This is a genomic window from Burkholderia plantarii (assembly GCF_001411805.1).
Lineage (GTDB): Bacteria > Pseudomonadota > Gammaproteobacteria > Burkholderiales > Burkholderiaceae > Burkholderia > Burkholderia plantarii.
The window spans coordinates 1028714-1055487 of record NZ_CP007212.1 but is presented as its reverse complement, the minus strand read 5'-3'; the positions used below and the strand labels follow the sequence as shown (position 1 = coordinate 1055487).

28 protein-coding genes are annotated in these 26774 nt (G+C 68.3%); 10 read left to right on the top strand and 18 right to left on the bottom strand.

What is annotated here, in order from left to right; translation table 11 throughout:
- Positions 1–23: 23 nt before the first annotated feature.
- The gene (gene pmbA / locus bpln_RS04645) at positions 24–1394 is read right to left on the bottom strand and encodes a metalloprotease PmbA (RefSeq protein WP_042624191.1); all 1371 of its coding nucleotides are present in this window, start codon (positions 1392–1394) and stop codon (positions 24–26) included.
- A 149-nt stretch (positions 1395–1543) separates the two neighbouring features.
- Here pmbA and yjgA point away from each other — a divergent pair, with 149 nt between their 5' ends.
- Both yjgA and mog read left to right on the top strand, forming a co-directional pair.
- Positions 1544–2158, top strand: a complete 615-nt coding sequence (yjgA, locus tag bpln_RS04640) for a ribosome biogenesis factor YjgA (protein ID WP_042624190.1) — start codon at positions 1544–1546, stop codon at positions 2156–2158.
- A complete protein-coding gene (mog, locus tag bpln_RS04635; RefSeq protein WP_055138184.1) occupies positions 2139–2765 on the top strand; it encodes a molybdopterin adenylyltransferase in 627 nt (208 codons plus the stop codon). The genes yjgA and mog overlap by 20 nt, the downstream gene beginning before the upstream one ends.
- Before the next feature lie 109 nt (positions 2766–2874).
- On the opposite strand, the gene orn is transcribed toward mog, so the two are convergent.
- A complete protein-coding gene (orn, locus tag bpln_RS04630; RefSeq protein ID WP_042624188.1) occupies positions 2875–3483 on the bottom strand; it encodes an oligoribonuclease in 609 nt (202 codons plus the stop codon).
- Positions 3484–3601: 118 nt separating this feature from the next.
- Here orn and bpln_RS04625 point away from each other — a divergent pair, with 118 nt between their 5' ends.
- The 3 genes from bpln_RS04625 to bpln_RS04615 are packed head-to-tail and all read left to right on the top strand — an operon-like array spanning position 3602 to position 6173.
- Positions 3602–4861: a M48 family metallopeptidase gene (locus bpln_RS04625; protein ID WP_055138183.1), complete on the top strand. Its 1260-nt coding sequence runs from the start codon at positions 3602–3604 to the stop codon at positions 4859–4861.
- Entirely contained in the window at positions 4858–5808 is a 951-nt protein-coding gene (rsgA, locus tag bpln_RS04620) for a ribosome small subunit-dependent GTPase A (RefSeq protein WP_042624186.1), read from the top strand. Before bpln_RS04625 ends, rsgA begins: the two co-directional genes overlap by 4 nt.
- A 29-nt stretch (positions 5809–5837) precedes the next feature.
- Complete coding sequence (locus bpln_RS04615; RefSeq protein ID WP_042624185.1) at positions 5838–6173, top strand: putative signal transducing protein; 336 nt, start codon at positions 5838–5840, stop codon at positions 6171–6173.
- Positions 6174–6276: 103 nt separating this feature from the next.
- Here the strand turns inward: bpln_RS04615 and bpln_RS04610 are convergent, their stop codons facing one another.
- The 6 genes from bpln_RS04610 to rpsP form a co-directional block, all read right to left on the bottom strand.
- On the bottom strand, positions 6277–7215 hold the full coding sequence (locus bpln_RS04610; protein WP_042624184.1) for a CobD/CbiB family protein: 939 nt from the start codon (positions 7213–7215) through the stop codon (positions 6277–6279).
- 111 nt (positions 7216–7326) lie between these two features.
- Positions 7327–8013, bottom strand: a complete 687-nt coding sequence (locus tag bpln_RS04605; RefSeq protein ID WP_055138182.1) for a CoA pyrophosphatase — start codon at positions 8011–8013, stop codon at positions 7327–7329.
- Between the two features lie 88 nt (positions 8014–8101).
- Positions 8102–8491: a 50S ribosomal protein L19 gene (rplS, locus tag bpln_RS04600; protein WP_012734977.1), complete on the bottom strand. Its 390-nt coding sequence runs from the start codon at positions 8489–8491 to the stop codon at positions 8102–8104.
- Positions 8492–8627: 136 nt separating this feature from the next.
- Positions 8628–9425, bottom strand: a complete 798-nt coding sequence (trmD, locus tag bpln_RS04595) for a tRNA (guanosine(37)-N1)-methyltransferase TrmD (protein WP_042624182.1) — start codon at positions 9423–9425, stop codon at positions 8628–8630.
- Between the two features lies 1 nt (position 9426).
- Positions 9427–10140: a ribosome maturation factor RimM gene (gene rimM / locus bpln_RS04590; RefSeq protein ID WP_055138181.1), complete on the bottom strand. Its 714-nt coding sequence runs from the start codon at positions 10138–10140 to the stop codon at positions 9427–9429.
- A 43-nt stretch (positions 10141–10183) separates the two neighbouring features.
- Positions 10184–10438, bottom strand: coding sequence for a 30S ribosomal protein S16 (gene rpsP, locus bpln_RS04585; protein WP_012734974.1), 255 nt, complete (start codon positions 10436–10438; stop codon positions 10184–10186).
- 276 nt (positions 10439–10714) lie between these two features.
- Here rpsP and bpln_RS04580 point away from each other — a divergent pair, with 276 nt between their 5' ends.
- Together bpln_RS04580 and bpln_RS04575 are read left to right on the top strand one after the other, a co-directional pair.
- Positions 10715–11866, top strand: a complete 1152-nt coding sequence (locus bpln_RS04580) for a PQQ-dependent sugar dehydrogenase (protein ID WP_055138180.1) — start codon at positions 10715–10717, stop codon at positions 11864–11866.
- A gap of 96 nt (positions 11867–11962) precedes the next feature.
- Positions 11963–12457 (top strand): NINE protein, encoded by a 495-nt coding sequence (locus tag bpln_RS04575; RefSeq protein WP_042624179.1) that lies wholly within the window; start codon positions 11963–11965, stop codon positions 12455–12457.
- 33 nt (positions 12458–12490) lie between these two features.
- Here bpln_RS04575 and bpln_RS04570 read toward each other — a convergent pair whose 3' ends face one another.
- Together bpln_RS04570 and bpln_RS04565 are read right to left on the bottom strand one after the other, a co-directional pair.
- Positions 12491–13657 carry a PA0069 family radical SAM protein gene (locus bpln_RS04570; protein WP_055139442.1) on the bottom strand — a complete coding sequence of 389 codons (1167 nt, stop codon included), beginning with the start codon at positions 13655–13657 and terminating at the stop codon, positions 12491–12493.
- 110 nt (positions 13658–13767) lie between these two features.
- On the bottom strand, positions 13768–14256 hold the full coding sequence (locus bpln_RS04565) for an Lrp/AsnC ligand binding domain-containing protein (RefSeq protein ID WP_042624178.1): 489 nt from the start codon (positions 14254–14256) through the stop codon (positions 13768–13770).
- A gap of 147 nt (positions 14257–14403) precedes the next feature.
- Here bpln_RS04565 and bpln_RS04560 point away from each other — a divergent pair, with 147 nt between their 5' ends.
- Positions 14404–15690, top strand: a complete 1287-nt coding sequence (locus tag bpln_RS04560; protein WP_042624177.1) for a D-amino acid dehydrogenase — start codon at positions 14404–14406, stop codon at positions 15688–15690.
- Between the two features lie 89 nt (positions 15691–15779).
- On the opposite strand, the gene bpln_RS04555 is transcribed toward bpln_RS04560, so the two are convergent.
- From bpln_RS04555 to bpln_RS04530, 6 genes are all read right to left on the bottom strand, one after another.
- Positions 15780–17570, bottom strand: coding sequence for an acyl-CoA dehydrogenase (locus bpln_RS04555; protein ID WP_055138179.1), 1791 nt, complete (start codon positions 17568–17570; stop codon positions 15780–15782).
- Positions 17571–17684: 114 nt separating this feature from the next.
- Entirely contained in the window at positions 17685–18620 is a 936-nt protein-coding gene (locus bpln_RS04550) for an electron transfer flavoprotein subunit alpha/FixB family protein (RefSeq protein WP_042624175.1), read from the bottom strand.
- 15 nt (positions 18621–18635) lie between these two features.
- Entirely contained in the window at positions 18636–19385 is a 750-nt protein-coding gene (locus bpln_RS04545; RefSeq protein ID WP_042624174.1) for an electron transfer flavoprotein subunit beta/FixA family protein, read from the bottom strand.
- 234 nt (positions 19386–19619) lie between these two features.
- Positions 19620–20414 (bottom strand): MetQ/NlpA family ABC transporter substrate-binding protein, encoded by a 795-nt coding sequence (locus bpln_RS04540; protein ID WP_042624173.1) that lies wholly within the window; start codon positions 20412–20414, stop codon positions 19620–19622.
- A gap of 81 nt (positions 20415–20495) precedes the next feature.
- A complete protein-coding gene (locus tag bpln_RS04535) occupies positions 20496–21149 on the bottom strand; it encodes a methionine ABC transporter permease (protein ID WP_042626441.1) in 654 nt (217 codons plus the stop codon).
- Positions 21139–22173, bottom strand: a complete 1035-nt coding sequence (locus bpln_RS04530) for a methionine ABC transporter ATP-binding protein (protein WP_042624172.1) — start codon at positions 22171–22173, stop codon at positions 21139–21141. Before bpln_RS04530 ends, bpln_RS04535 begins: the two co-directional genes overlap by 11 nt.
- Before the next feature lie 287 nt (positions 22174–22460).
- Here bpln_RS04530 and bpln_RS04525 point away from each other — a divergent pair, with 287 nt between their 5' ends.
- Positions 22461–23267 (top strand): alpha/beta hydrolase, encoded by an 807-nt coding sequence (locus bpln_RS04525; protein WP_055139441.1) that lies wholly within the window; start codon positions 22461–22463, stop codon positions 23265–23267.
- 72 nt (positions 23268–23339) lie between these two features.
- Here bpln_RS04525 and bpln_RS04520 read toward each other — a convergent pair whose 3' ends face one another.
- Complete coding sequence (locus bpln_RS04520) at positions 23340–24263, bottom strand: histone deacetylase family protein (RefSeq protein WP_042626439.1); 924 nt, start codon at positions 24261–24263, stop codon at positions 23340–23342.
- Between the two features lie 179 nt (positions 24264–24442).
- Between bpln_RS04520 and mltB the strand changes: the two genes are divergently transcribed.
- Positions 24443–25690, top strand: coding sequence for a lytic murein transglycosylase B (gene mltB, locus bpln_RS04515; RefSeq protein ID WP_055138178.1), 1248 nt, complete (start codon positions 24443–24445; stop codon positions 25688–25690).
- Between the two features lie 113 nt (positions 25691–25803).
- Here the strand turns inward: mltB and cysM are convergent, their stop codons facing one another.
- Entirely contained in the window at positions 25804–26706 is a 903-nt protein-coding gene (cysM, locus tag bpln_RS04510; RefSeq protein ID WP_042624170.1) for a cysteine synthase CysM, read from the bottom strand.
- Positions 26707–26774: the final 68 nt, after the last annotated feature.

The window sequence follows — 26774 nt, the reverse complement described above, 5'->3', positions numbered from 1 at the left end:
ACGCGGGGAATCCCGCGCGGTGCTTACTGCCCGGCGATCGTCATCTGCTCGATCAGCACCGAGCCGGTTTCCTTGGTGCCGCGCACGATCGTGTCGGCGCCGATCGCGACGATGTGGCGGAACATCTCCTGCAGCGTGCTCGCCACCGTGATCTCCTCGACCGGGTACTGGATCACGCCGTTCTCGACCCAGAAGCCCGCCGCGCCGCGCGAATAGTCGCCCGTCACGTAGTTCACGCCCTGCCCCATCAGCTCGGTCAGCAGCAGGCCGGTGCCGAGCTTCTTCAGCATCGCGTCGAAATCGTCGCCGGCCTTCGTGCTGGTGCTGCGCAGCGCGAGGTTGTGCGAGCCGCCGGCGTTGCCGGTGGTCTGCGTCTTGAGCTTGCGCGCCGAGTAGGTGGACAGGAAGTAGCCCTCCACCACGCCGTCCTTCACCACGCTGCGCGCGTGCGTGCGCACGCCTTCCTCGTCGAACGGCGCGCTGCCCATCGCGCGCGGCACGTGCGGATCCTCGACCACCTGCACGTGCGGCGCGAACACCGGCTTGCCGAGGCTGTCGACGAGGAACGTGGTCTTGCGATAGAGCGCGCCGCCGCTGGTGGCCTGCACGAACGCGCCGAGCAGGCCCGCCGCGAGCGGCGCCTCGAACAGCACCGGCACCTTGCGCGTGTCGAGCCGGCGCGCGCCCATCCGCGCCAGCGCGCGCTCGGCCGCGTAACGGCCGACCGCTTCGGGGCTGGCCAGTTCGTCGGCGTTGCGCTTCGAGCTGTACCAGTCGTCGCGCTGCATGTTGCGGCCGCTGCCGGCGATCGGCGCGCAGGCCACGTAGTGACGCGAATACGGGTAGCCGGCCAGGAAGCCGCGCGAGGTGGCCAGCACGAACTGCGAATGCTGCGCCGACACGCTCGCGCCTTCCGAGTTGCGGATCTGCGGGCTGACCGCGAACGCGGCGTCTTCCGAGCGGCGCGCGATCTCGACGGCCTCGTCGGCGCTGAGCGCCCACGGGTGGTAGAGATCGAGGTCGCGCGGCGCCGTCTCCAGCAGCTCGGCTTCGGCGAGGCCCGCCGCATCGTCCTCGGCCGTGAAGCGCGCGATGTTGTAGGCCGCCGCGACCGTGTCCTTCAGCGCGCTCGACGAGAAGTCCGAGGTGCTGGCGTTGCCGCGCTTCTTGCCGATGAATACCGTGACGCCGACCATCTTGTCGCGGTTGTGCTCGATCGTCTCGACTTCGCCGCGCCGCACCGACACCGACAGGCCGTCGCCCTCCGAGATTTCGGTCGCCGCGTCGGTCGCGCCGAGCGACTTCGCGTGCCGGAGGATGTCCGAGGCGATTTCTTTCAGTTGCTCCTGCGTGTGCGGGAAGTGGCGCGCGGGTGCGTCGATATGGGCAGGCATCGTCGTGATATCCGGTGGCGGGCGCGGGCACCCGCTTGTTTCGAAATTGGCGTATCCCGCGATCATAACAAGGTCCGGCCCCCGTCACCTATCCGTGCCGCCCCATCCGCGCGACCGGCGGCGGCTCGCGGCGCGATACAATCTCGCCCATGAACCGCAAAACCCGTATCCAACCGATCGAGCCCGCCGACGACGACAGCGGCCACGGCTACGACCGCCCCAGCAAGTCCCAACTGAAACGCGAGATGCACGCGCTGCAGCAGCTTGGCCGCGACCTCGTCGAGCTGCCGAAGGATGCGCTCAAGCGCATGCCGATGCCGGAGAGCCTCGGCGACGCCGTGCGCGAGGCGCGCCGCATCACCGACCACGAAGGCAAGCGCCGCCAGCTGCAGTACATCGGCAAGGTGATGCGCGCGTTGACCGAGCCCGAGATCGCGGCGCTGCAGTCCGCGCTCGACGCGCAGCGCGGCGTGAACAAAGCCGAAACCGCGCGGCTGCACTGGATCGAGCGCACGCGCGACCAGCTGCTCGCCACCGACGACGCGCTGACCGCCTTCATCCGCGACTACCCGGCCGCCGACGTGCAGGAAGGCCGCACGCTGATCCGCAACGCGCGCAAGGAAGCCGAGCAGGGCAAGCCGCCGCGCTACTTCCGCGAGCTGTTCCAGTGGATCAAGACCGCGAGTGGCACGCCGGGCGAGGCCGACGGCGAGCGCGACGAGGATCGCGACGACGAAGACGACCATGACGACGACCAAGCGTAAGCACCCCGACGAGCTGATCGTCGGCCTCGTGTCGATCAGCGACCGCGCGAGCCGCGGCGATTACGAGGATCAAGGCATCCCGGCGCTCGAAGGCTGGCTCGGCGGCGCGCTCACCTCGCCGTGGCGCGCCGAGACGCGTCTGATCGCCGACGAAGCCGCGCTGATCTCGGCCACGCTCGTCGAGTTGATCGACGTGGCCGGCTGCGACCTGGTGCTGACCACGGGCGGCACCGGCCCGGCGCGGCGCGACGTGACGCCGGAGGCCACGCTGGCGGTCGCCACGAAAGAAATGCCCGGTTTCGGCGAGCAGATGCGCCAGATCAGCCTGCGTTTCGTGCCGACCGCGATCCTCTCGCGGCAGGTCGCGGTGATCCGCGAGACGGCCGATCACGCGGCGCTCGTGATCAACCTGCCGGGACAGCCGAAATCGATCCGGGAAACGCTCGAAGGGCTGCGCGACACGGGCGGCGCGGTGACGGTGCCGGGCATCTTCGCCGCGGTGCCTTACTGCATCGACCTGATCGGCGGCCCTTACATCGAGACGCGGCCCGAGGTGACGGCCGCGTTCCGGCCCAGGAGCGCACAGCGACCGCCGCGCGAGGCGTGACGCCCGGGGCGGCCCGGGCGGGCGCTCTGGCCGCGGAGTAAGCGGCGCGGCGGCATCGCCACGGCCGCAGCTGCCGTGCGCGCCACCACCGCCGTCACGACAGGAAGCGTCAGACGCCGTCGGGCGCCGTGCTCGCCGCCGGAATCAGGAAATGCTCGCGGTAGTACTTGAGCTCGTCGATCGACTCGTGGATGTCGGCCAGCGCCGTATGCATCGCGCGCTTCTGGAAGCCCTTGTAGATGGCCGGCTGCCAGCGGCGGCAAAGTTCCTTCAGCGTGCTGACGTCGAGGTTCCGGTAATGGAAGAAGCGTTCGAGCTCGGGCATCCAGCGCGCCATGAAGCGGCGGTCCTGGCAGATCGAGTTGCCGCACATCGGCGACTTGCCCGGCGAGACGTACTGCGCGAGAAACGCCTCGATCTGCGCGGCCGCGTCGGCCTCGCTCACGGTCGAGGCGCGCACGCGGTCGATCAGGCCCGAACGGCCGTGCGTGGACTGGTTCCAGGCGTCCATCTTCGCGAGCGTCTCGTCACTCTGGTGGATCGCGAGCACCGGGCCTTCCACGGCCTTGTCGAGCGTCGAGTTCGTGACGACCACGGCGATCTCGATGATGCGGTCGCTATCCGGGTTCAAACCCGTCATTTCCATGTCGAGCCAGACGAGGTTCAGTTCGTTGCGCACGAGCGTGCTCTGGCCGGCGGATTCGGGGGTATCGGTCATACGGTTTTCCTGGAGAATCGGCGGTGGCGAATGCGCCGCCTAGGCAGCCGAAGACCGATGAGCGGGCCCCGACCGCAAGAACATATAATTCTCGCATAGATACTACTGGCTCCCCCCGATGTCCGCCCAACCGTTCACCCTGCTGTTCGCCGCCGCCATCCTCGCGATGGTCGGCACCAAGCTCTGGCTCGCCTCGCGCCAGATCCGCTTCGTCGCGGCCCATCGCGCCAGCGTGCCGGGCCAGTTCCGCGAGACGATCGCGCTCGACGCGCACCAGCGCGCGGCCGACTACACCGTGGCGCGCACACGCCTGGCGATGCTCGAGGTGGTCGCGAGCGCCGTGGTGCTGATCGCGCTGACGCTGCTGGGCGGCGTGGGCGCGCTCGATCATGCGCTGCGCGGCTGGCTCGGCGCCGGCTATGGCCAGCAGATCGCGCTGATCGTGATCGTGCTGCTGATCACGAGCGCCGTCGAGCTGCCGTTCAACTACTACCGCCAGTTCGGCATCGAGAGCCGCTTCGGCTTCAACCGCATGACGCGCCGGCTGTTCTTCACCGATCTCGTGCGCGGCACGCTGCTCGGCGCCGCGTTCGGCCTGCCGCTGCTGTTCGTCGTGCTGTGGCTGATGAACCGCGCCGGCCCGCTCTGGTGGCTGTGGGCCTGGGCGGTCTGGATCGCGTTCCAGCTGGTCGGGCAGGTGATCTTCCCCACCTTCATCGCGCCGCTGTTCAACAAGTTCGAACCGCTCGGCGACGAGGCGCTGCGCTCGCGCATCGAAGGCCTGATGAAGCGCTGCGGCTTCGCGGCGAAGGGGTTGTTCGTGATGGACGGCAGCCGCCGTTCGGCGCACGGCAACGCCTATTTCTCGGGCTTCGGCGCGACCAAGCGCATCGTGTTCTTCGACACGCTGCTCGAACGGCTGTCCGGCAGCGAGATCGAGGCCGTGCTGGCCCACGAGCTCGGCCATTTCAAGCTGCGCCACGTATTGAAGCGGATGATCGTCGCGTTCGCGCTGAGCCTCGTGCTGCTCGCGCTGCTCGGCTGGCTCGCGGGCCGCGTCTGGTTCTACACCGGGCTCGGCGCGCTGCCGTCGATGGCGGGCAGCAATGCGGGCCTCGCGCTGGTGCTGTTCTTCCTCGCGTTGCCGGTGTTCCTGTTCTTCTTCACGCCGCTCGGCAGCCTCAGCTCGCGCAAGCACGAATTCGAGGCCGACGCGTTCGCGGCCAGCCAGACCGACAAGCAGGATCTCGTCAACGCACTCGTGAAGCTCTACGAGGACAACGCCTCGACGCTGACGCCCGACCCCGTCTACACCGCGTTCTACTACTCGCATCCGCCGGCCTCGCAGCGGATCGATCGCCTGATGCGGCACGCATGACGCGCGGCCGCCAGAACGCGCCGGCCCGGCCGGCCAAAGCGGGCCAGGGCGCCGGGCGCCTCGAGGGGCGCGTGATCGCCGCGCACGGGCGCCATTACCTCGTCGCGCCGGCGGCCGGCGGGCCGATGCTGCAATGCTTCCCGCGCGGCAAGAAGAGCGAGGTCGCGGTCGGCGATCGCGTGTTCTACGAGCAGAGTTCGGCCGACCAGGGCGTAATCGTCGAGATCGGCGAGCGCCGCAACCTGCTCTATCGCTCGGACCAGTTCAAGTCGAAGCTGTTCGCCGCGAACCTCGACCAGTTGCTGATCGTGCTCGCCACCGAGCCGTACTTCAGCGAGGACCTGCTCGGCCGCGCGCTGATCGCGGCCGAGGCCAACGAGCTGAAGCCGATCGTGGTACTCAACAAGATCGACGTCGAGGCCGCGCTGCCGGTCGCGCGCGAGCGGCTCGCGCCGTATCGCGCGCTCGGCTACGACGTGGTGGAGCTGTCGGTGAAGGGCGCGCCCGAGGCCACGCTCGCGCAGCTGATGCCGCGCCTGGCCGGCCATTCGACGATCCTGCTCGGCCAGTCGGGGATGGGCAAGTCGACGCTGGTGAACCTGATCGTGCCCGAGGCCGAGGCGGCCACGCGCGAGATCTCGGCGGCGCTGAACAGCGGCCGGCACACCACCACCTTCACGCGGCTCTATCCGCTTGCCGACGGCGGCGCGCTGATCGATTCGCCGGGGTTCCAGGAGTTCGGGCTCCATCACCTGACGGAAGGCCGGCTCGAACGCGCGTTCCCGGAGTTCCGGCCGCTGCTGGCCGATTGCCGCTTCTACAACTGCCATCACCTGCATGAGCCGGGCTGCGCGATCCTCGCCGCCGTCGAGGACGGGCGGATCGCGAAATCGCGCCACGCGCTCTATGCGCAGCTCGTCCACGAGGCGAGCCAGATCGTGCGCTGAGCACACCGCCCACTCCGCCGCCCCCCGCGATGCGCTTCACGGCTCCCGACCTCGCTACCGCTCACCACTGGGTCAACGTGCTGAGCACGGCCGGCGTCGGCTGCGAACTGCACAACCGCTTCGCCACCGGCGCGCTCGGCGGGCTGCCGCCCGATCAGTGCGCGCCGGAGATCTGGCTGCACGACGAGCGCGATACCGCACTCGCGCGCCGGCTGCTCGCGGCAGCCGCCGCCGGACCGCCCGCTGGCGCGTCGCGCTGGCGCTGCGGCGGCTGCGGCGAGCTGCTCGAAGCCCAGTTCACGGCCTGCTGGCGCTGCGCGCGGATCCGCGACCCGCGCGACGACGAGGCGCCCGGCGACGGCTAACGCGTACCGGCCAGGAACGCTCATGCCCTACGGCGTCGTCAACGAAAAAGCCGGCTCGCAGGCCGGCTTTTCCAATTTCCGCGGCGCCTCTCGCGCCGCGCGGTCACGACACCCAGACCGCGAGCGTCAGCATCAGCAGCAGGATCATCCACAGGATCACGGCGCGCCAGACGAGGCCGACCGCCGACTGCAGCGTTCGCGGCGTGCAGTCGTCGCCGACCGCGAGCGGGCCGCTGTCGCCGACCGCGAGCGCGTCAACGCTCGACGGCTCCGCGAGCGGGCCGGCCAGCCGCGCGCCGAGCGCGCCGCTTCCGGAGGCCAGCAGCACGCCGTCGTTCGAATCGGGCCATTGTCGCGTGTGGTTGCGCCACGCGTAGATCGCGTCCTCGAAGTTGCCGACGATCGCGAAGCCGAGCGCGGTCAGCCGCGACGGAATCCAGTCGATCACGAAGAACGCGCGCTGCGCGAAATTCGAGAACGCGGCGGTGCGGTCGTCGCCCGGCACCGACCAGCTGCGCGACAGGTATTCGGCGATCCGGTACAGCACGGCGCCCGCCGGGCCGAACGGCAGCACGAACCAGAAGAACACGCCGAACACGTGGCGATGCGAGGCGACCACGGCGTGGATCAGCGTGTGGCGGACGATCTCGCCGACCGGCATGTCCACGGTGTCGAGCCCGGTCCACTCGTTGAGCACTTCGCGCGCGCGCGGCACGTCGTCGTTGTTGAGCGCGAGATGGATGTCGGTGAAGTAATGGCTGAACTGCCGGAAGCCGAGCGTGAAATAGACCACCACCACGTTCCAGACGAACGCGAACGCGAAGCCGAGCTTGAACAGCAGGTAGTAGACGAGCGCGACGGCCAGCACCCAGGGCACCACCACCACCAGCCACGCGAGCACGCCATGCTTCTTCTTGCCGGCATCGAAGCCGTGCGCCGCGGTTTCCGCATGGAACTGGAACAGCGCGAATACCGGATTTCCCGGCGACAGCGCGCGCACCTGCTCGATGATGAGGGCGAGGAGAACCGAAAAGAAAGTCATGCGAAAGGCCGTGCCGTTCTGGGTTATACGATTTTTCACATAACGATAGCACAGCGGACCCGCCCGATGCGTCGGGCTGGCCCCGTGCGCCATGCGCGGGGCGCCGCCGGCTCAGGCGCGCGCGACCAGGAAACGGTACAGATTACGTAACATGCCCGCGGTTGCGCCCCAGATGAAGTAATGGCCGTCGTCGCGTCCGTTCGGATAGGGCATCGCAAAAAAACGACGCTCGCCGCCCTCCCATTTGAAGAGACGCACCTCGTGGTGCTCGGGCGCCATCAGGAACGCGAGCGGCACCTCGAAGATCTCGGCCACCTCGAGCGTGTCGGCCTTCACCGTGAACGGCGGATGCACGATGCCGACCACCGGCGTCACGCGATAGCCGGTGCCGGTCAGGTATTCGGGCAACTCGCCAAGCACCTCCACGTGCTCGCGGCTCAGCGCGATCTCCTCGTCGGCCTCGCGCAGCGCGGTGGCGGTCGCGTCGGCATCGCCCGGTTCGTGGCGGCCGCCGGGAAAGCTGATCTGGCCGGCGTGATCGGTGAGATGGTCGGCGCGCTGCGTGAGCAGCACGGTGAGCCCGTCGGCGCGCGCGACGAGCGGCACCAGCACGGCCGCGACGCGCGGATCGCGATCGGCGTGCCGCGCCTCGTGGGCTTCCTGTGTCCAGTCGTAGGTCTGGCTGAAGCGCTCACGCAGGCCCGCCGGCGTCAGCACCTCGCGCGGGACGTCCGGCAGGCCGGCGCCGGTCGATTCGACTGGCAGCACTTCGGGATCGATGATCGGACGGCGTATCACGGGCTCGCTCGCGGAAAAGTCAGACGGAACCGTATTGTCGCGCCGGAATAAAAAAAGCACCCGGGTGGGTGCTTTTTCCTTACAGCATTTACGCCTGCTGGGCCGCGGCGCGATCCTTCGACACCAGCTTTTCCTTGATTCGAGCCGACTTGCCCGAACGCTCGCGCAGGTAGTACAGCTTCGCGCGACGGACATCGCCACGACGCTTGACGACGATGCTCGCGAGCAGCGGCGAGTACGTCTGGAACGTACGCTCGACGCCTTCGCCCGACGAAATCTTGCGGACGATGAACGACGAGTTGAGGCCACGGTTGCGCTTCGCGATCACGACGCCTTCGTAAGCCTGAACGCGCTTGCGGTTACCTTCCACCACGTTCACGTTCACGATCACCGTATCGCCGGGGGCGAATTCGGGGATCGTCTTGCCTGCGAGCGCGCGCTCGATTTCTTCCTGCTCAAGTTTTGCGATCAGATTCATGACTGCTCCCAATGCCATCGTGTCGGCGTTTGCGCCTGTCCGGTTCGGACCTGGCCCCGATAGAGGATGGATTCACAACTGGCGCCGCGCACGCATGCGCGACACCGCCTGGTTCCCGGTCCGCCGCGAAAACGCCTCAGTTCAAGGCTTTCTTCGCGGCCTTCGCGAGACTTGCCAGCCAGGCCTCGTCGGCCCGGCTCAACAACTGCTTGCTGCGCGCCCGTTCGATCAGGTCCGGGCGCTTCTGCCACGTGTTGCGCAGTGATTCCTGGCGCCGCCACTTCTCGATTTCGGCATGATGGCCGCCGAGCAGCACGTCGGGCACCCGCACGCCCTCGTAATCCTCGGGCCGCGTGTAGTGCGGACAATCGAGCAGGCCGTCGACGAAACTGTCCTGCACGGCCGACTGCGTATCGTTCAGCACGCCGGGCAACTGACGCACCACCGCATCCATCAGCGCCATCGCCGGCAGTTCGCCGCCCGACAGCACGAAATCGCCGAGGCTGATTTCCTCGTCCACGCAGCGATCGAGCAGACGCTGGTCGATCGCCTCGTAGCGGCCGCACAGCAGCACGACACCGGGCTCCTCGACCATCCGCATCACGCGTTCATGCGTGAGCGGCGCGCCTTGCGGCGACATCATCACGACCCGCGTCGCGGCGATCCCCTGGGCGGCCTGCGCGGCCTTCGCCGCGCCGATCGCCGCCTCGAGCGGCTTCGGGATCATCACCATGCCGGGACCGCCGCCGTAGGGGCGATCGTCGACCGTGCGGTAGTTGTTCGTGGTGAAATCGCGCGGATTCCACGTGCGCAACCCGAAACTGCCTTGCTTCACGGCGCGGCTGGTGATGCCCCAGTCGGTCAGCGCGGCGAACATCTCGGGAAAGAGCGTGACGACATCGAACTGCATCGCGCGCTCCTTGGCGTCATTCATTTCAGTAATCGGCTTCCCAGTCGACGACGATACGCTTCGCCACCTGATCGACCGTTTTCACGTACACGCCGACGAACGGAATCAGCCGCTCGCCGGTGACCGGGCGCCCATCCTTGCCGCTGGCCGGATAGTCGACCCGCATGATCGAATGCACGCCGTTGTCGATCATGTCGCCGACGTGGCCGAGCGCAACACCTGCTTCGTTGACCACTTCGAGGCCGATCAGATCGACCCAGTAGAATTCGTCGGTGTCGAGCGCCGGGAAATCCTCACGGCGCACGAACACGCGGTAGCCGCGCAGTGCCAGCGCCTGATCGCGATCGACCAGGCCGGCCGGATGCGCGACGACGGTATCGGCATGCAACTTGGACTGCGTGACCTGCGCGGACAGCCTTTCGGCGTCCTTGCCGAGCCACCAGAGGCGCGCCTTCAGCAGCGCATCGCCGCCGCGGCCCGCGCCCGCGTGGGGCACGACCTTGACCCAGCCCTTCAGGCCGTAGGCATCGACGATCGCGCCGACCTCGACCGCATCGTCAGGCCAGGACTGCGCCGGCTCGATGCTGGCCGAGGCATGCCCCGGGTTCCCGCCTGCTGCTTCCGGCTTCGCGTCGCCCTTGGCGGGCGCGCGCTCGACCGGCTTGCGGACGAACACACCAAACTGTGAAGCTTCGCGTGTGCCGCGCTTTGCATCGCCGGATGAATCGTGACCGGACATTCAGACCACCTCGCGGCCGCGACCACCGGAAAACCGTGCCATGTCAGGCAGCCGGCTGCGCCTTTTGCGCTTCCTTCACGAGGCGAGCGACGGTCGGCGACAGTTGCGCGCCGACGCCTTGCCAGTACGTCAGGCGATCCTGAGCGATACGCAGCGATTCGCCCTTCGTCGCGACCGGGTTGTAGAAGCCGACGCGTTCGATGAAGCGGCCGTCACGACGATTGCGCGAATCGGTGGCGACGATGTTGTAGAACGGGCGCTTCTTCGAGCCGCCGCGAGCCAGACGGATGATAACCATATGAAATCCTTCGGGAAAACCGGGTTCGAAACTGCTGAAACGAGCGATTATAGCTGGAAACCAGCGGCATAACAAACACTTACCACGCCGCGCCGCAAAAAAGCGCGGCACGCGAGGCGCGACGGCACCAACGTCGGCCCGCCACGCCCGAGACCGGCCGACGCACGAACCCGTTCCCCGGCGTACCCGACTGCCGGCGATCCGCCGGCCAAGCCGCTCGCAAGCTTCTACAATCCCCGCATGGTGCCTCGCGCACGCTCCCCGCCCCGCTCCGCCATGCGCCCGACCCGTTTCGCCTCTCGCCGTTCGCTCGCCGCCGTGCGCCGCTGCCTGCGTGCGACCGGCGCCGCCTGTCTCGTCCTCGCCACGGCCATCGCCGACAGCGATGCCGCGCCGCCCGTCGAGCGGCTCGGCGTGCCGCCCGGTTTCCACGTCGAGCTGTTCGCCGCCGACGTGCCGACCGCGCGCGAAATGGCCTGGTCGCCGCGCGGCATCCTCTACGTCGGCTCGACCGACGGTGCCGTCCACGCGCTGACGGTCGAACGGGGCCGCGTCACCGGCCGCCACGTGGTCGCCTCCGGGCTCGAGATGCCGGTCGGCGTGGCCTACCGTGACGGCGCGCTCTACATTTCCGCGATCTCGCGGATCCTGCGGCTCGACGACATCGACGCGAAGCTCGCCGCGCCGCCGAAACCGGTGGTCGTGATCGATTCGCTGCCGTCCGACCGGCAGCACGGCTGGAAATTCATCGCGTTCGGGCCGGACGGCAAGCTCTATGTGCCGACCGGCGCGCCCTGCAACATCTGCGAACCCGATCGCGACCGCTACGCGATGCTCGGCCGAATGAACCCGGACGGCAGCAATTATCAGGTGTTCGCGCGCGGCATCCGCAACACCGTCGGCTTCGACTGGCATCCGGCCACGCACGCGCTGTGGTTCACCGACAACGGCCGCGACATGCTCGGCGACGACGTGCCCGACGACGAGCTGAACCAGGCGCCGCGCGCGGGCCTCGACTTTGGCTATCCGTATTGCCATGCCGGCGACACGCCCGACCCGCAATACGGCAAGGGCCATCCGTGCAGCGGCTTCACGCCGCCGGCGCTGAAGCTCGGCGCGCACGTGGCGGCGCTCGGCATGCGCTTCTACACCGGCACGATGTTTCCGGCCGGGTACCGCGATGCGATCTTCATCGCCGAGCACGGTTCGTGGAATCGCAGCAGCAAGGTCGGCTACCGCGTGGTGAGCGTGACCGCTGGGCCGGACGGCCGCGGCGCACGCATGCAGGTGTTCGCGCAGGGCTGGCTGCGGCCCGACGGCAGCGTCTGGGGGCGGCCCGCCGACGTGCTGCCGCTGCCCGACGGCTCGCTGCTCGTCAGCGACGATTACGCGGGCGCGATCTATCGGATCACTTATACCGGGCACTGACGGCGGCGGCTGATCGCGGCGTTGCGCGCGGCGTAGAATGAGGCCGGCGGCACCTGCGCCGTCCCTTCCCCGCCTCGCCTTTCCTATCGGATCGCCATGTCCAGCCAGCCGTCGCGTTCCCTGCCCGCTCCGCACTCACCGCACTCGCCACGTTTTCGCTCGAAGACGCTGGCCGCCGCGCTCGCGTTCCTGCTCGGCGCGTTCGGCGCGCATCGCTTCTATCTGTACGGACGCCGCGACCTGGCCGGCTGGGCGCATCTGGTCGGCACGCTGCTCGGCGCGCGCGGCGTGCTGCTGCTCGTGTCCACCGAGCGCGCGTCGGTGCTCGGCTGGAGTCTCGCCATGCCCGGCGCGATTTCGCTGCTGGCCGCGTTCCTGGCCGCGATCGTCTACGGGCTGCGCCCCGACGATCGCTGGGACGCACGATTCAATGCCGACACCGGCCGCCGCAGCCGGTCGGGCTGGACGGTCGTGTTCGTGGTGATCTTCTCGCTCCTGATCGGCGCGTTCCTGCTGATGACGGGGCTCGCGCTGTCGTTCCAGACCTACTTCGAATCGCAGGTGCAGGCGGCCAAGGCGCTGTCGCAATAGCCAGCCTGTGAGCCTGCCGCGCCGGCACCCTTCTCAGAACAGGTTCAGCTGCGGCGTCTCGGGCGCCGCGCGCGCGGCGCCCTTCACGCGCTCCGGCGCCTGGAACTGCGAGAAATCGAGGATGCCGCGCGCGCGCTCGTTCAGGCCAAGCCGCTTGACCGCCTTCTGGAAACGCTGCTTCAGCAGATCGGCCCACAGGCCCTCGCCCTTCATCCGGCTGCGAAAATCGGACTCGTAGTCCTTGCCGCCGCGCATGTCGCGCACGCGCGCCATCACGCGCTCGGCGCGGTCGGGGAAGTGCGCGCCCAGCCATTCGCGAAAGAGCGGTGCCACTTCCCACGGCAGCCGCAGCACGATGTAGCTCGCGTGCGTCGCGCCGGCCTCGGCGCAGGCTTCCAGCACGCGCTCCAGGTCCGGCTCGGTGACGAACGGGATCACCGGCGCGATGCTCACGCCCACCGGCACGCCGGCCTCGCGCAGCGCGCGGATCGTGCGCAGCCGCCGCGACGGCGTGGCCGCGCGCGGTTCGAGCGCGCGCGCCAGATCGGCGTCGAGCGTGGTGATGGTCACGGCGGCGATCACCTGCTCGCGCCCGGCCATCGGCGCGAGCAGGTCGAGGTCGCGCTCGATCAGCGACGACTTGGTGATCGCCGCGAACGGCTGCCCGTGATCATGCATCACCTGGATCACGTCGCGCGTGATGCGGCGCTCGCGCTCGCAGGGCTGGTAGGCGTCGGTGTTGACGCCGAGCGCGATCGGCTCGGGTACGTAGCCGCGCTTGCCGAGCTCGCGTTCGAGCAGTTCGGCCGCGTTGACCTTGGCGTAGATCCGGCTCTCGAAATCGAGCCCGGGCGAGAGCCCGAGGTAGCTGTGTGTCGGCCGGGCGAAACAATAGATGCAACCGTGCTCGCAGCCGCGGTACGGGTTCAGCGAGACGTTGAACGGGATATCGGGCGAGGCGTTGCGCGTCAGGATGCTTTTCGCGCGCTCGTCGAACACCAGCGTGCGCAGGCGCGGGCCGGCCGCGTCGTCGCCATCTGCCTCGTCGCCCGCGTCGTGGCCGGCGCCCGCCTGCCAGCCGTCGTCGACGCGCTCGCGCTGGTCCGTCTCGTAGCGCCCCTGCAGATTGCCCACCGCGCCACGGCCCTTGCGCGGCACGGGCGGCGCCACCGGAAATTCGACATCGGATCGATCACTCATCATGCCTCTTCGTCTCGCCGGCACAAGCGAAACGTCGCATGAGCCGAATACTGTTTATTTATACAGTATTCGGCTCATGCTGCCAAGTTGTCGCAGTAAGTGTCCGGCCGTCAGTCGTCGACGGCGATCGTCAGCGTCTCCTTGATTTCCTCCATCACCACGTAGCTCTTCGACTGCACCGCGCCGGGCAGTTGCAGCAGGATGTCGCCGAGCAGTTTGCGGTAATCTGCCATCTCGCCGATGCGCGCCTTGATCAGGTAGTCGAAATCGCCGGACACGAGGTGGCATTCGAGCACCTCGTCGATCTTCATCACCTCGCGCCGGAACTGCTCGAACATGTTGCCGCTCTTGTGATCGAGCGTGATCTCGACGAACACCAGCAGCGCGGCGCCCAGCTGGGCGGGGTCGACGCGTGCGTGATAGCCGGTGATCACGCCGTCGCGCTCCATGCGTCGCACGCGCTCGATGCACGGCGTGACGGTCAGTCCGACCTGCTCGGCCAGGTCCTTCATCGCCATGCGTCCGTCCTGCTGGAGCAGCCGCAGGATCCGGCGGTCGAGCTTGTCCAGCGCGCGTACTGGTTGACGTTGGGTTCTCATCGTGTTTTTTCTGAATTTCTAAAAAATACAATAACAAAACCTAGATCTTCGACAATACCATAGCGAAAAAAACTAGGCTGGATCGCGCGAGCAGCGGTTAGACGAATGCACTCTCGACGCCCCGGCTTTTTCCATTTCGGAGCAGCTATGCGAGTCGTGATTCTGGGAAGCGGTGTGGTGGGCGTGACGAGTGCCTATTATCTGGCGCGCGCCGGCCATGAGGTGACGGTGATCGACCGCGAGGCCGGCCCCGCGCTCGAGACCAGCTTCGCGAACGCCGGCCAGATCTCGCCCGGCTACGCGGCGCCGTGGGCCGCGCCCGGCGTGCCGCTGAAGGCGGTCAAGTGGATGTTCGAGAAACATGCGCCGCTCGCGATCCGGCTCGACGGCTCGCGCTTCCAGCTGCAATGGATGTGGCAGATGCTGCGCAACTGCACGTCCGAACGTTACGCGGTCAACAAGGGCCGCATGGTGCGGCTGGCCGAATACAGCCGCGACTGCATGCAGGCGCTGCGCGCCGACACGCAGATCCAGTACGAAGGCCGCACTGGCGGCACGCTGCAGCTGTTCCGCACCCAGGCGCAGTTCGACGGCGCCGCGAAGGACATGGCCGTGCTGCGCGAGGCCAACGTGCCGTTCGAGCTGCTGACCGCGCAGGAGCTCTCGCGCGCCGAGCCGGCGCTGGCCGCGGTTTCGCACAAGCTCACGGGCGGCCTGCGCCTGCCTGGCGACGAGACCGGCGACTGCCAGCTGTTCACCACGCGCCTCGCGGAAATGGCCGCGGAACTCGGCGTGCAGTTCCGCTACAACACGCCGGTCGATGCGCTGGCCGTGGCGGGCGGCCGGATCGCCGGCGTCCAGTGCGGCGGCGAACTGGTGCGCGGCGACGCCTACGTGGTCGCGCTCGGTTCGTACTCCACGCGCCTGCTGTCGAACCTCGTGAAAATCCCGGTCTATCCGCTCAAGGGCTACTCGATCACGGCGCCGATCGTCGATGCGTCGGCCGCGCCGGTCTCCACGGTGCTCGACGAGACCTACAAGATCGCGATCACGCGCTTCGATTCGCGCATTCGCGTGGGCGGCATGGCCGAGATCGCCGGCTTCGACAAGCGTCTCAACACGGCGCGCCGCGAGACGCTCGAAATGTGCGTGAACGATCTGTTCCCGGGCGGCGGCGACACCTCGAAGGCGACGTTCTGGACCGGCCTGCGCCCGATGACGCCGGACGGCACGCCGGTGGTGGGCCGCACGCCGATCCCGAACCTCTACCTCAACACGGGCCACGGCACGCTCGGCTGGACCATGTCGTGCGGCTCGGGCCAGTTGCTCGCGGACCTGATGTCGGGCAGGAAGCCGGCGATCCAGGCCGACGACCTGTCGGTCCACCGCTATCTCAGCGAAACGGCCGGCGCCACGCGCCCCGCCTACGCATAAGCGGCGGGCCGCCTCGGGCGGCGCGTGCAAAACGAAGAAGGGCGCCCGAGGGCGCCCTTCTTCACATGGAACTCACAACAGACGAAGCGTCAGAACTGGTCCTCGGTCAGCGCGAGCACGCTGTCGGCGCCGCTCGCCGTGACGATCGACGCGGCAATCCCGGGCGCCTGCACCAGCACGTGCTGCGCATAGAACTGCGCGATCGCGATCTTCGCGTCGTAAAAGGCCGCGTCGTCGGCCCGCAGGCGCCCGGCGGCCAGCAGCGCGCGCGCCATCTGCCAGCCGCCCAGCACGATGCCGGCCAACTTCAGGTACGGCACGCTGCCGAGGAACACGGCGTTCGGATCGCCCTTGGTGTTCGCGACGACGAACTCGACCACTGCCTCGAACGACTTCAGGCCGTCCGACAGGTGCCGGCGCATCGCGGCGCAGGCCGGCGTGTCGTGGGCGCCGAGCGCCGCGACGGTCTCGCCGATCGCGGCGGCCAGCGCCTTCGCCACCGCGCCGCCGTCGCGCGCGGTCTTGCGGCCGACCAGATCGTTGGCCTGGATCGCCGTGGTGCCTTCATAGATCGCGAGAATCCGCGCGTCGCGGTAGTACTGCGCGGCGCCCGTCTCCTCGATGAAGCCCATGCCGCCGTGGACCTGCACGCCAAGGCTCGCGACCTCGTTGACCATCTCGGTGCTCCAGCCCTTCACGATCGGCACCAGGTACTCGTAGATCGCCTGGTGGCGCGCGCGTTCGGCCCCGTCGGGATGCGCGCGCGCGTGGTCGCTGTGCGCGGCCGCGACGTAGGCCAGCGCGCGGGCGCCCTCGGTCAGCGCGCGCATCGTGCCAAGCATGCGCCGCACGTCCGGGTGATGGATGATCGTGACCGACTGCTTCGCCGAGCCGTCCACCGGCCGGCTCTGCACGCGCTCCTTCGCGAACGCGGCGGCCTTCTGGTAGGCGCGGTCCGCCACGCCGATGCCCTGCATGCCGACGCCGAAGCGCGCGGCGTTCATCATGATGAACATGTATTCGAGGCCGCGGTTCTCCTCGCCGACCAGATGGCCGATCGCGCCGCCGTGGTCGCCGTATTGCAGCACCGCGGTCGGGCTCGCCTTGATGCCGAGCTTGTGCTCGATCGACACGCAATGCACGTCGTTGCGCGCGCCCAGGCTGCCGTCCTCGTTGACGAGGAACTTCGGCACGGTGAACAGCGAAATGCCCTTCACGCCGTCGGGCGCGCCCGGCGTGCGCGCCAGCACGAGGTGGACGATGTTGTCCGTCATGTCGTGCTCGCCCCAAGTGATGAAGATCTTGGTGCCGAACACCTTGTACGAACCGTCGCCCTGCGGTTCCGCACGCGCGCGCACCAGCGCGAGATCGGAGCCGGCCTGCGGCTCGGTCAGGTTCATCGTGCCGGTCCATTCGCCCGACACCAGCTTCGGCACGTAGCGCGCCTTCTGCGCGTCGGTGCCGGCCGTCAGCAGCGCCTCGATCGCGCCGTCGGTCAAGAGCGGACAGAGCGCGAACGAGAGGTTCGCGGCGTTCAGCATTTCGATGCAGGGCGTGGCGATCAGCTTCGGCAGGCCCTGGCCGTCGTATTCGGCCGGATGCTGGAGCCCCTGCCAGCCGCCCGCCGCGAACTGGCGGAACGCCTCGCCGAAGCCGGCGGTCGCCGTCACCTCGCCGTCGCGCCACGCGCTCGGCTGCTGGTCGCCTTCGACGTTGAGTGGCGCGAGCACCTCGCCGCAGAACTTCGCCGACTCGTCGAGCACGGCCTGCGCGGTGTCGAAGCCGGCGTCCTCGAAGCCCGGCAGCTTCGCGACCTCGTCGATGCCGGCCAGTTCCTTCATCACGAACAGCATGTCCTTGACGGGCGCGATGTAGCTCATGGTGCTCCTCTCCTCTGTCTGCTTATGGGTAAAAAAAGGGGCGCTCGCCGCGCCCCTTGTTCCGTGCGGTCAGCCGCATCGGCAGTCGATACGCGGGTTCGCCGCGCCCCGGGTTCAGCCGAGCGCCGCCACCAGTTCCGGCACGACCGTGAACAGGTCGCCGACGATGCCGTAGTCGGCCACGCTGAAGATCGGCGCTTCTTCGTCCTTGTTGATCGCGACGATCACCTTCGAGTCCTTCATGCCGGCCAGATGCTGGATCGCACCCGAGATGCCGACCGCGACGTACAACTGCGGCGCCACGATCTTGCCGGTCTGGCCGACCTGGAAGTCGTTCGGCACGTAGCCCGCGTCCACCGCCGCGCGCGAGGCGCCCAGCGCGGCCTGCAGCTTGTCGGCGAGCGGCTCCAGCACCTTCGTGTAGTTCTCGCCGCTGCCGAGACCCCGGCCGCCCGACACGATGATTGCGGCGCTCGTCAGCTCCGGACGGTCGAGCTTGGTGACCTCGCGGTTCACGAACTGCGACTTGCCGCTGTCGGCTGCCGCCTCGATCTTCTCGACCGACGCGCTGCCGCCCTCGGCCGCCACCGGATCGAAGCCGGTCGCGCGCACCGTGATCACCTTGACCGGATCACTCGACTGCACCGTCGCGATCGCGTTGCCGGCATAGATCGGGCGCTCGAACGTATCGGCGCTGTCGACCGCCGTGATGTCGGAGATCTGCGCGACGTCGAGCTTCGCGGCGATGCGCGGCGCGACGTTCTTGCCGTAGGCGGTAGCCGGAGCGAGGATGTGCGAATAGTCCTTCGCGATGGCCAGCACGGTGGCCTCGACGTTCTCGGCGAGACCGGCGGCCAGTTGCGGCGCGTCGGCCAGCAACACCTTCGCCACGCCGGCGATCTTCGCCGCCGCGTCGGCCGCGCCCTGTGCGTCGTGCCCGGCCACCAGCACGTGAATGTCGCCGCCGATCTTCTGCGCGGCGGCTACGGTGTTGAGCGTCGCCGCCTTGATCGAGGCGTTGTCGTGTTCGGCAATGATCAGGATCGTCATCTTGTCGTCTCCCCTTTACAGCACTTTCGCTTCGGTCTTCAGCTTCTCGACCAGCGTCTTCACGTCGGCCACCTTCACACCCGCCGCGCGCTTGGGCGGCTCGGCCACCTTCAGCGTCTTCAGGCGCGGCGTGACATCCACGCCGAGGTCTTCCGGCTTGACGTTCTCGAGGGGTTTCTTCTTCGCCTTCATGATGTTCGGCAGCGTCACGTAGCGCGGCTCGTTCAAACGCAGGTCGGTGGTCACCACCGCCGGCAGCGTCAGCGCCAGCGTTTCCGAACCGCCGTCCACTTCGCGCGCGACGGTAGCCTTGCCGTCGGCGATCGTGACCTTCGAGGCGAACGTCGCCTGCGGCAGACCCGCCAGCGCGGCCAGCATCTGGCCCGTCTGATTCGAATCGTCGTCGATCGCCTGCTTGCCGAGGATCACCAGCTGCGGCTGTTCCTTGTCGACCAGCGCCTTAAGGAGTTTCGCGACCGCCAGCGGCTCGACGCCGTCACCAGCCTCGACCAGGATCGCGCGGTCGGCGCCGATCGCCAGCGCCGTGCGCAGCGTTTCCTGCGCCTGCGCCACGCCGATCGAGACGGCCACCACTTCCGTCGCGGTGCCCGCTTCCTTCAGGCGCACCGCCTCTTCCACGGCGATTTCGTCGAACGGGTTCATCGACATCTTCACGTTCGCGATATCGACGCCCGTTCCGTCCGACTTCACGCGCACCTTCACGTTGTAATCGACCACTCTTTTTACCGGCACCAGGATTTTCATGCACACGCTCCAAAGTTACGAATACGACCGACGGCCATTTTATAGCGTCGCCCACCGGGGGGCGGTGATCCGGGCCATCCGGCCCTCGACCGTCGAGGATAACGTCATTCGGCGATACGCCGGCAATAGCGAACGATCGTTCTATTTTAAGAGAGAAAAAACCCGGACGCCAAGCCCGGGCTCTCGACCCTCGCCTCTAATCGCCGGCACGCCCGATGCTCGCGCCCGCGGCGCTCACCACGACGCTATCACCGCGCCGCCGAATCTGCCTTCGAGATATTGCTTGACCTGCGAGGAATGGTAGGCCGCCACCAGCTTCGCGACCCACGGTTTGTCGCGATCCGCGGCGCGCACCGCCAGCACGTTTACGTAGGGTCCGTCGGCGCCCTCGATCGCGATCGCGTCCCGTTTCGGCTGCAGGCCCGCCTCCATCGCGAAATTGGTGTTGATCACGGCCGCGTCGACGTCCGCCAGCGAACGCGGGATCTGCGCGGCGTCGAGTTCGACGATCTTCACGCCCGACGGATTGCCGACCACGTCGAAACGCGTCGCGCTCAGGCCCGCGCCGTCGCGCAGCCGGATCACCCCCTGCTTCTGCAGCAGCAGCAAGGCCCGGCCGCCGTTGGTCGGATCGTTCGGAATCGCGATTCGTGCGCCCTTCGGCAGCGCCGCGAGCGACTTCACGCGCGTCGAATAGACGCCCATCGGAAACGTCACCGTGTTCGCCACGCCGACGATCCGGTAGCCGCGGTCCCTGACCTGCGCGGCCAGATACGGCGCGTGCTGGTAGCTGTTCGCGTCGAGGTCGCCGGCCGCGAGCGCCGCGTTCGGCTGCACGTAGTCGGAGAACTCGACGATGCGGATCTCAAGGCCCTGTTCGGCGGCCACGCGCTTGACGACTTCCATCACCTGCGCATGCGGGCCGGCCGTCACGCCGACGCGGATCGTCTCGGCCGCCGCCCGCGCGACGCCGAACCCGGCAAGCCATCCGGCCAGCAGCAAGCCGGCGAATACGGTACGTCGTTGCATCGGTCGAACTCCGGAAAGGAATCACGAAACGGCGCCGGCGCGGCAGCGGCCCGACGGCTTGGCGGTTCAGCGACTTTCGGCTTAGCGATGGCTGAGCCGACGCACCAGCCAGTCGCCGAACGACTGCACGATCTGCACGAACACGATCAGGATCACCACCACGGTCCACATCACTTCCGGCTCGTAGCGCTGGTAGCCGTAGCGGATGCCGAGATCGCCGAGCCCGCCGCCGCCGATCGCGCCGGCCATCGCCGAATAGCCGACGAGCGACACGAACGTGATGGTCAGGCCGGCGACGATGCCGGGCCACGCCTCGGGCAACAGCACCTTGAACACGATCTGGCGCGTGGTCGCGCCCATCGCGAGCGCCGCTTCGATCAGCCCGCGGTCGACCTCGCGCAGCGCGGTCTCGACGAGCCGCGCGATGAACGGCGCCGAGGCGATCGTCAGCGGCACCACGGCCGCCGCGGTGCCGATCGACGAGCCGACGATCAGCCGCGTGAACGGGATCACCGCCACCAGCAGGATGATGAACGGCGTCGAGCGCACCGCATTGACGAGGCCGCCCAGCGCGCGATTGACGGCGAGGTTCTGCAGCACGCCCTGACGGTCGGTCAGGTAGAGCAGCACGCCGAGCGGCAGCCCGACCAGCGCGCCGACCACGCCCGAGATGCCGACCATGATCAGCGTCTCCCAGAACGACTGCACGAACATATCCAGCATTTCACTCAACATGCGACAACTCCTCGACCACCACGCCCTGCTCGCGCAGATACGCGAGCGCCTGCCCGACCTTGCCGGGTTCGCCGCCCGCGAGCACCGCGAGCGAGCCGAACGCCTGCCCCTGGATCTCGTCGATCTGGCCGTGCAGGATGTTGAAGTCCAGTTCGTAGCGGCGGATCGTCTCCGAGAGGATCGGCTGATCGACGCCGCTGCCCGTGAACGCCAGCCGCAGCAGGTGGCTGCGCCCGCTCTTGAGCTTGTCGGCCACGCGCGCCTTCAGCGCTGGGGGCAGCTCCTGCGCGATCACGTCGCCGAGCAGCGCGCGCGTCACCTCGTGGCGCGGCTGCAGGAACACGTCGATGACCGGGCCGGTTTCCACCACGCGGCCCGCGTCGAGCACGGCGACGCGGTCGCAGACCTGCTTGATCACTTCCATCTGGTGCGTGATCAGCACGATCGTGAGCCCGAGCTCGCGGTTGATCCGGCGCAGCAGATCCAGAATCGCGCGGGTGGTCTCGGGATCGAGCGCCGAGGTGGCCTCGTCGGACAGCAGCACCTTCGGCTTGCTCGCGAGCGCGCGCGCGATGCCCACGCGCTGCTTCTGGCCGCCGCTGATCTGCGCCGGGTAACGGTCCTTCTGCGCGGTGAGGCCGACCAGTTCGAGCAGCGGCAGCACTGCCGCGTCGATGTCGGCGCGCTTGACGCCGGCCAGTTCGAGCGGCAGCGCGACGTTCTCGTAGACGGTGCGCGACGACAGCAGGTTGAAGTGCTGGAAGATCATGCCGATGTCGCGGCGCGCGGCGCGCAGATCGGCCGCCGACAGCAGCGTCAGGTCGCGACCGTCCACCACTACGTTGCCCTCGGTCGGGCGCGTCAGCAGGTTGATGGTGCGGATCAGCGTGCTCTTGCCCGCGCCGCTGCGGCCGATGATGCCGAACACCTCGCCGCGGGGAATCGTCAGGTTGACGTCGTGCAGCGCCTCGATCCAGCCACGCGGGCCGGGAAAACGCTGCGACAGATTGCGAATTTCGATCATGTAAACAAAACGGCGGAAGCTGCGGTGCCGATCGTGTCGGGCCCCGCCGGCGGCCGCCGTCATATCCGGGAATAGCCGCGCATTTTAGCGCAAGCATCTCATTTCACTTAATAATCGATTCGGCTTCTTTCATAACCTGGAGAAATTAGAGGATCGGACCCGCGCGGCGTGCGGAGCGCGCGACTATGATCGTCGGCATCACGAAAACGACGGAGACCTCGCCGATGAACGCCACCGCCCCGCAGGCCCGAGATCCGGACGGCTCCGACGGCGCGGCCTGGACGCGGGTGCGCAGCGCCGACGGCGTCGAACTGGCCGCGTGCCGCTGGCCCGTCGAGGCGCCGCCGCGTGCGACGATCGCGCTGCTGCACGGGCTCGCCGAGCACGCGGGGCGCTACGACGCGCTGGCGGCACGGCTCGCGACGGCCGGCATCGAACTCGTCGCCGTCGATCTGCGCGGCCATGGCCGCTCGCCGGGCCGGCGGGCCTGGGTAGAGCGCTTCGACCGCTATCTCGACGATGCCGACGCGCTGATCGCGTTCGCCAGACGCGACGGCGTGCCGCTATTTCTGATGGGGCACAGCATGGGCGGCGCGATCGCGGCGCTTGACGCGATCGAGCGTGCGCCGCACATAGCCGGGCTGCTGCTGTCGAGCCCGGCGCTCGCGCCGGGCCGCGACGTGCCGCGCTGGATGCTCGCGGCGAGCCATGTCATGAGCCGGATCTGGCCACGCTTTCCGGCGCTGAAAATCGACGCGGCGCTGCTGTCGCGCGATCCGGCCGTGGTGGCCGCGAACCGCGCGGACCCGCTGGTCCATCACGGCGCGGTGCCGGCGCGCACCGGCGCCGAACTGCTCGTCGCGATGGAACGCATCGCGCGCGGCCGCGCGGCGCTGACGCGGCCGACGCTGATCTGGCACGGCACCGCGGACCAGTTGACCGAACCGGCCGGCAGCCGCGAGTTCGCCGCGCAGGCGGGGCCGTCCGACCTGACGCTCACGCTCTACGATGGCAATTACCACGAGACGCTCAACGAGCTCGAACGCGAGCGCGTGACCGGCGCGCTGATCGACTGGGTGCGGGCCCGCACCTGACACGCCCGGAACCTTGAAAGCGAGTGTCATCGATGGCGCCGCACGAACGATCGCGCGGCGTCGCCGGCCTCGTCAGACGCTCGCCAGCACGCGCAGATGCGCCACCACGCTGCGGCCGAGCGCCGACAGGTGATAGCCGCCCTCCAGGCAGCTGACGATGCGGCCGCGCGCATGACGGCGCGCGACCTGGCAGATCTGCCCGGTCAGCCATTCGTAGTCGGCCTCGACGAGCCCCATGCGGCCGAGTTCGTCCTCGCGATGCGCGTCGAACCCGGCCGACACGAACAGCATCTGCGGCCGGAACGCCTCGAGCCTGGGCAGCCAGAGCAGGTCGACGATCTCGCGCACCGCCATGCCCTGGGTGCGCGCCGGCACCGGCACGTTGAGCATGTTCGACGCGGGATGATCGGTACCCGAGAACGGGAACAGCGGGTGCTGGAAGAAGCCGCACATCAGCACGCGCGGATCGTTCGAGAACGCCGCTTCGGTGCCGTTGCCGTGATGCACGTCGAAGTCGATCACGGCAACCCGTTCGAGCCCGTGGACGTCGAGCGCGTGACGCGCCGCGATCGCGACGTTGTTGAAGAAGCAGAAGCCCATCGCGCGTGCGGGCTCGGCGTGATGGCCGGGCGGACGCACGCTGCAGAACGCGTTGTCGTAGCGCCCCTCGATCACCGCGTCGGTCGCCGCGATGGCCGCGCCCGCCGCGCGCAGGGCCGCGCGCCACGTATGCGGATTCATCCGTGTGTCGGGATCGAACTCGAAGTAGCCCTCGGCCGGCGCGTTCGACTTCACGTAGTCGATGTGCGCGCGCGTATGGACACGCGCGAGCGCGGCCTCGCTCGCGAACGGCGCGCTCTCGTGTACGAGCAGTTCGTCGATCCGGCTCGCGATCAGCTGGTCCTGGATCGCCGAGAGCCGCGACGGGCATTCGGGATGCCACTCGCCCATCTCGTGCAGCAGACAGTCGGGATGCGTGTAAAGGGCGGTTGCCATGGCCTGTTCCGCGGCGCGAACCCAGCCGGCGCCGCAGGTCTCCTTCAATTAATGACGCCGCGCGGGTCGCGCGCGAATTCGCCGCTAACTTACCACAACGGCTTCGCGGCGATCCGTCGCCGTGGAGGCGTCAGTTATACTGGCCCGACCTCCACCGCGTCGTCCACCCTCCGGTACCCATGACTTTCCGATCGTCCGCCGTCTTCCATCCGCTTCGTTTCCGCTCACGTTTCCCGCTCGCGTCGCTGTCGCTCGCGGCCGTGGTCGCGACGCTGGCCGCATGCGCGCAGACGCCGACCGAGCCGCAGGCCGCGGCACCGGCAACGTCCACCGCGCCGACCGTGCCCGCCGCCCCGGCCGCGCCTGTCGTGCCTCCCGCGCCGCCGGCAGCCGGCGCATCGCAGCTGGTGCCTGCCGCCGGTCTGTCGGCCTCCGAAGAACAGATCGTGCCGCAGCAGTACGCGAACAATCCGAAGATCGACGCGTTCATCAGCGAAGTGGCCGCGCGCGACGGCTTCGATCCGGCGAAGCTGCATGCATTGTTCGCGAGTGCGAACTATTCGGCGACGGCCGTGCGGCTGGTGCGGCCGGCCCCGTCGCCGTCGGTCAAGAACTGGCGCGTCTATCAGGCGCGCTTCCTCGATCCGATCCGCATCAACGCCGGCGTGAAGTTCTGGCGCGCGAACCAGGCGACGCTGCAGCGCGCGTCGGCCGAATTCGGCGTGCCGCCCGAGGTGATCGTCGGCATCATCGGCGTCGAGACGATCTACGGCCGCTACATGGGCAACTTCCCGACGCTCGACGCGCTGACCACGCTCGCGTTCGACTATCCCGACACGCCGAACCGCGACGACCGGCAGGCCACGTTCCGCAAGAACCTCGAGGACTTCCTGGTGTGGACGCGCGACAGCCAGCTCGATCCGACCAGCGTGCTCGGTTCGTACACGGGCGCGATCGGCATTCCGCAGTTCCTGCCGAGCAGCATCCGCAGCTACGCGGTCGATTACGAAGGCAACGGCCACATCGACCTGCGCGCGAGCACGGCCGACGCGATCGGCAGCGTCGCGAACTACCTGAAGCAGCACGGCTGGGAGCCGGGCCGCCCGGTGGTCTGGCAGATCGCGCCGGACGCCGGCAGCCAGGGCGTGGCGCAGGCCGCGGCCGACGGCAAGCCGGAGCCGCACCTCACGCTGTCGCAGCTCACGCAGGCCGGCCTCGCGCTCGACGAGCCCTCGGTGAATCTGGCCGCCGAGGCCGGCACGCCGGTCACGGTCGTCGATCTGCCGAGCCCGGGCCGCGCCACCGAGTACAAGCTCGGCCTGAAGAACTTCTACGTGCTGACGCGCTACAACCGCAGCTTCTTCTACGCGCTGGCCGTCTATCAGCTCGGCGAACGCGTGAAGCAGAAGATGCTGGCCACGCAGTGATGCAAGACGCTGCGGCGCCTCCGCAAAGCCCATGAAAAAAGCGCCGGTCAAGGCGCTTTTTTCATGGGCGGCGAAGCAGCGAGCCGCACGCGCGGCTCGCGTAAATACGACGCTCAGGCGGGAAACACGCCCGTCGACAGATAGCGGTCGCCGCGGTCGCAGACGATGAACACGATCGTCGCGTTCTCGACCTGCCGCGCGATCCGCATCGCCACCTCGCAGGCGCCGCCGGACGAGATCCCGCAGAACAGGCCCTCGATCGCCGCGAGCTTGCGCGCCATCGCTTCCGAGGCGGCCTGGCTCACGTTCTCGACGCGGTCGATGCGGCTGCGGTCGAAGATCTTCGGCAGGTAGGCCTCGGGCCACTTGCGGATGCCGGGAATGCGCGAGCCTTCCTCCGGCTGGGCGCCGATGATCTCGATGCTCTGGCGCTGCTCCTTCAGGAACTGCGTGGTGCCCATGATGGTGCCGGTGGTGCCCATCGCCGAGACGAAATGCGTGATGCGGCCTTCGGTTTCGCGCCAGATTTCCGGGCCGGTCGTCTCGTAGTGCGCGAGCGGATTGTCCGGGTTCGCGAACTGGTCGAGGATCACGCCCTTGCCTTCGCGCTGCATCTGGTCGGCGAGGTCGCGCGCGAGTTCCATGCCGCCCTTGGTCGGCGTCAGCACGATTTCCGCGCCGTAGGCGGCCATGCTCTGGCGGCGCTCGACCGACAGATCCTCGGGCATGATCAGCACCATCCGGTAGCCGCGGATCGCGGCCGCCATCGCGAGCGCGATGCCGGTGTTGCCGCTCGTCGCCTCGATCAGCGTGTCGCCGGGCTTGATGCGGCCGCGTTCCTCGGCCTTGCGGATCATCGACAGCGCCGGCCGGTCCTTGACCGAACCGGCGGGATTGTTGCCTTCGAGCTTCGCGAGGATCACGTTGTTGCGGGCCCGGATCTCGTCGTCAGTGACGCGGACCAACTGCACGAGCGGCGTGTTGCCGATCGTGTCTTCAATAGTTTTGTAAGCCATGAGCGATAAGTGAATGCGAGGCCGATGAATCCGTCGATTGTAATCCAGCGCCGGATCGGTCGTGTCGG

What these genes read in the sequence shown, in the direction of transcription:
- bpln_RS04520 (WP_042626439.1), bottom strand. Translation starts at nt 24,263, where the DNA reads ATGGCAACCGCCCTTTACACGCATCCCGACTGTCTGCTGCACGAGATG.
- rpsP (WP_012734974.1), bottom strand. Translation starts at nt 10,438, where the DNA reads ATGGTTATCATCCGTCTGGCTCGCGGCGGCTCGAAGAAGCGCCCGTTC.
- bpln_RS04625 (WP_055138183.1), top strand. Translation starts at nt 3,602, where the DNA reads ATGTCCGCCCAACCGTTCACCCTGCTGTTCGCCGCCGCCATCCTCGCG.
- bpln_RS04580 (WP_055138180.1), top strand. Translation starts at nt 10,715, where the DNA reads ATGCGCCCGACCCGTTTCGCCTCTCGCCGTTCGCTCGCCGCCGTGCGC.
- bpln_RS04555 (WP_055138179.1), bottom strand. Translation starts at nt 17,570, where the DNA reads ATGAGCTACATCGCGCCCGTCAAGGACATGCTGTTCGTGATGAAGGAA.
- trmD (WP_042624182.1), bottom strand. Translation starts at nt 9,425, where the DNA reads ATGAATGACGCCAAGGAGCGCGCGATGCAGTTCGATGTCGTCACGCTC.
- mog (WP_055138184.1), top strand. Translation starts at nt 2,139, where the DNA reads ATGACGACGACCAAGCGTAAGCACCCCGACGAGCTGATCGTCGGCCTC.
- bpln_RS04565 (WP_042624178.1), bottom strand. Translation starts at nt 14,256, where the DNA reads ATGAGAACCCAACGTCAACCAGTACGCGCGCTGGACAAGCTCGACCGC.
- mltB (WP_055138178.1), top strand. Translation starts at nt 24,443, where the DNA reads ATGACTTTCCGATCGTCCGCCGTCTTCCATCCGCTTCGTTTCCGCTCA.
- rimM (WP_055138181.1), bottom strand. Translation starts at nt 10,140, where the DNA reads ATGTCCGGTCACGATTCATCCGGCGATGCAAAGCGCGGCACACGCGAA.
- pmbA (WP_042624191.1), bottom strand. Translation starts at nt 1,394, where the DNA reads ATGCCTGCCCATATCGACGCACCCGCGCGCCACTTCCCGCACACGCAG.
- rsgA (WP_042624186.1), top strand. Translation starts at nt 4,858, where the DNA reads ATGACGCGCGGCCGCCAGAACGCGCCGGCCCGGCCGGCCAAAGCGGGC.
- bpln_RS04570 (WP_055139442.1), bottom strand. Translation starts at nt 13,657, where the DNA reads ATGAGTGATCGATCCGATGTCGAATTTCCGGTGGCGCCGCCCGTGCCG.
- bpln_RS04575 (WP_042624179.1), top strand. Translation starts at nt 11,963, where the DNA reads ATGTCCAGCCAGCCGTCGCGTTCCCTGCCCGCTCCGCACTCACCGCAC.
- bpln_RS04610 (WP_042624184.1), bottom strand. Translation starts at nt 7,215, where the DNA reads ATGACTTTCTTTTCGGTTCTCCTCGCCCTCATCATCGAGCAGGTGCGC.
- yjgA (WP_042624190.1), top strand. Translation starts at nt 1,544, where the DNA reads ATGAACCGCAAAACCCGTATCCAACCGATCGAGCCCGCCGACGACGAC.
- bpln_RS04560 (WP_042624177.1), top strand. Translation starts at nt 14,404, where the DNA reads ATGCGAGTCGTGATTCTGGGAAGCGGTGTGGTGGGCGTGACGAGTGCC.
- bpln_RS04535 (WP_042626441.1), bottom strand. Translation starts at nt 21,149, where the DNA reads ATGTTGAGTGAAATGCTGGATATGTTCGTGCAGTCGTTCTGGGAGACG.
- bpln_RS04540 (WP_042624173.1), bottom strand. Translation starts at nt 20,414, where the DNA reads ATGCAACGACGTACCGTATTCGCCGGCTTGCTGCTGGCCGGATGGCTT.
- bpln_RS04530 (WP_042624172.1), bottom strand. Translation starts at nt 22,173, where the DNA reads ATGATCGAAATTCGCAATCTGTCGCAGCGTTTTCCCGGCCCGCGTGGC.
- rplS (WP_012734977.1), bottom strand. Translation starts at nt 8,491, where the DNA reads ATGAATCTGATCGCAAAACTTGAGCAGGAAGAAATCGAGCGCGCGCTC.
- bpln_RS04545 (WP_042624174.1), bottom strand. Translation starts at nt 19,385, where the DNA reads ATGAAAATCCTGGTGCCGGTAAAAAGAGTGGTCGATTACAACGTGAAG.
- orn (WP_042624188.1), bottom strand. Translation starts at nt 3,483, where the DNA reads ATGACCGATACCCCCGAATCCGCCGGCCAGAGCACGCTCGTGCGCAAC.
- bpln_RS04615 (WP_042624185.1), top strand. Translation starts at nt 5,838, where the DNA reads ATGCGCTTCACGGCTCCCGACCTCGCTACCGCTCACCACTGGGTCAAC.
- bpln_RS04550 (WP_042624175.1), bottom strand. Translation starts at nt 18,620, where the DNA reads ATGACGATCCTGATCATTGCCGAACACGACAACGCCTCGATCAAGGCG.
- cysM (WP_042624170.1), bottom strand. Translation starts at nt 26,706, where the DNA reads ATGGCTTACAAAACTATTGAAGACACGATCGGCAACACGCCGCTCGTG.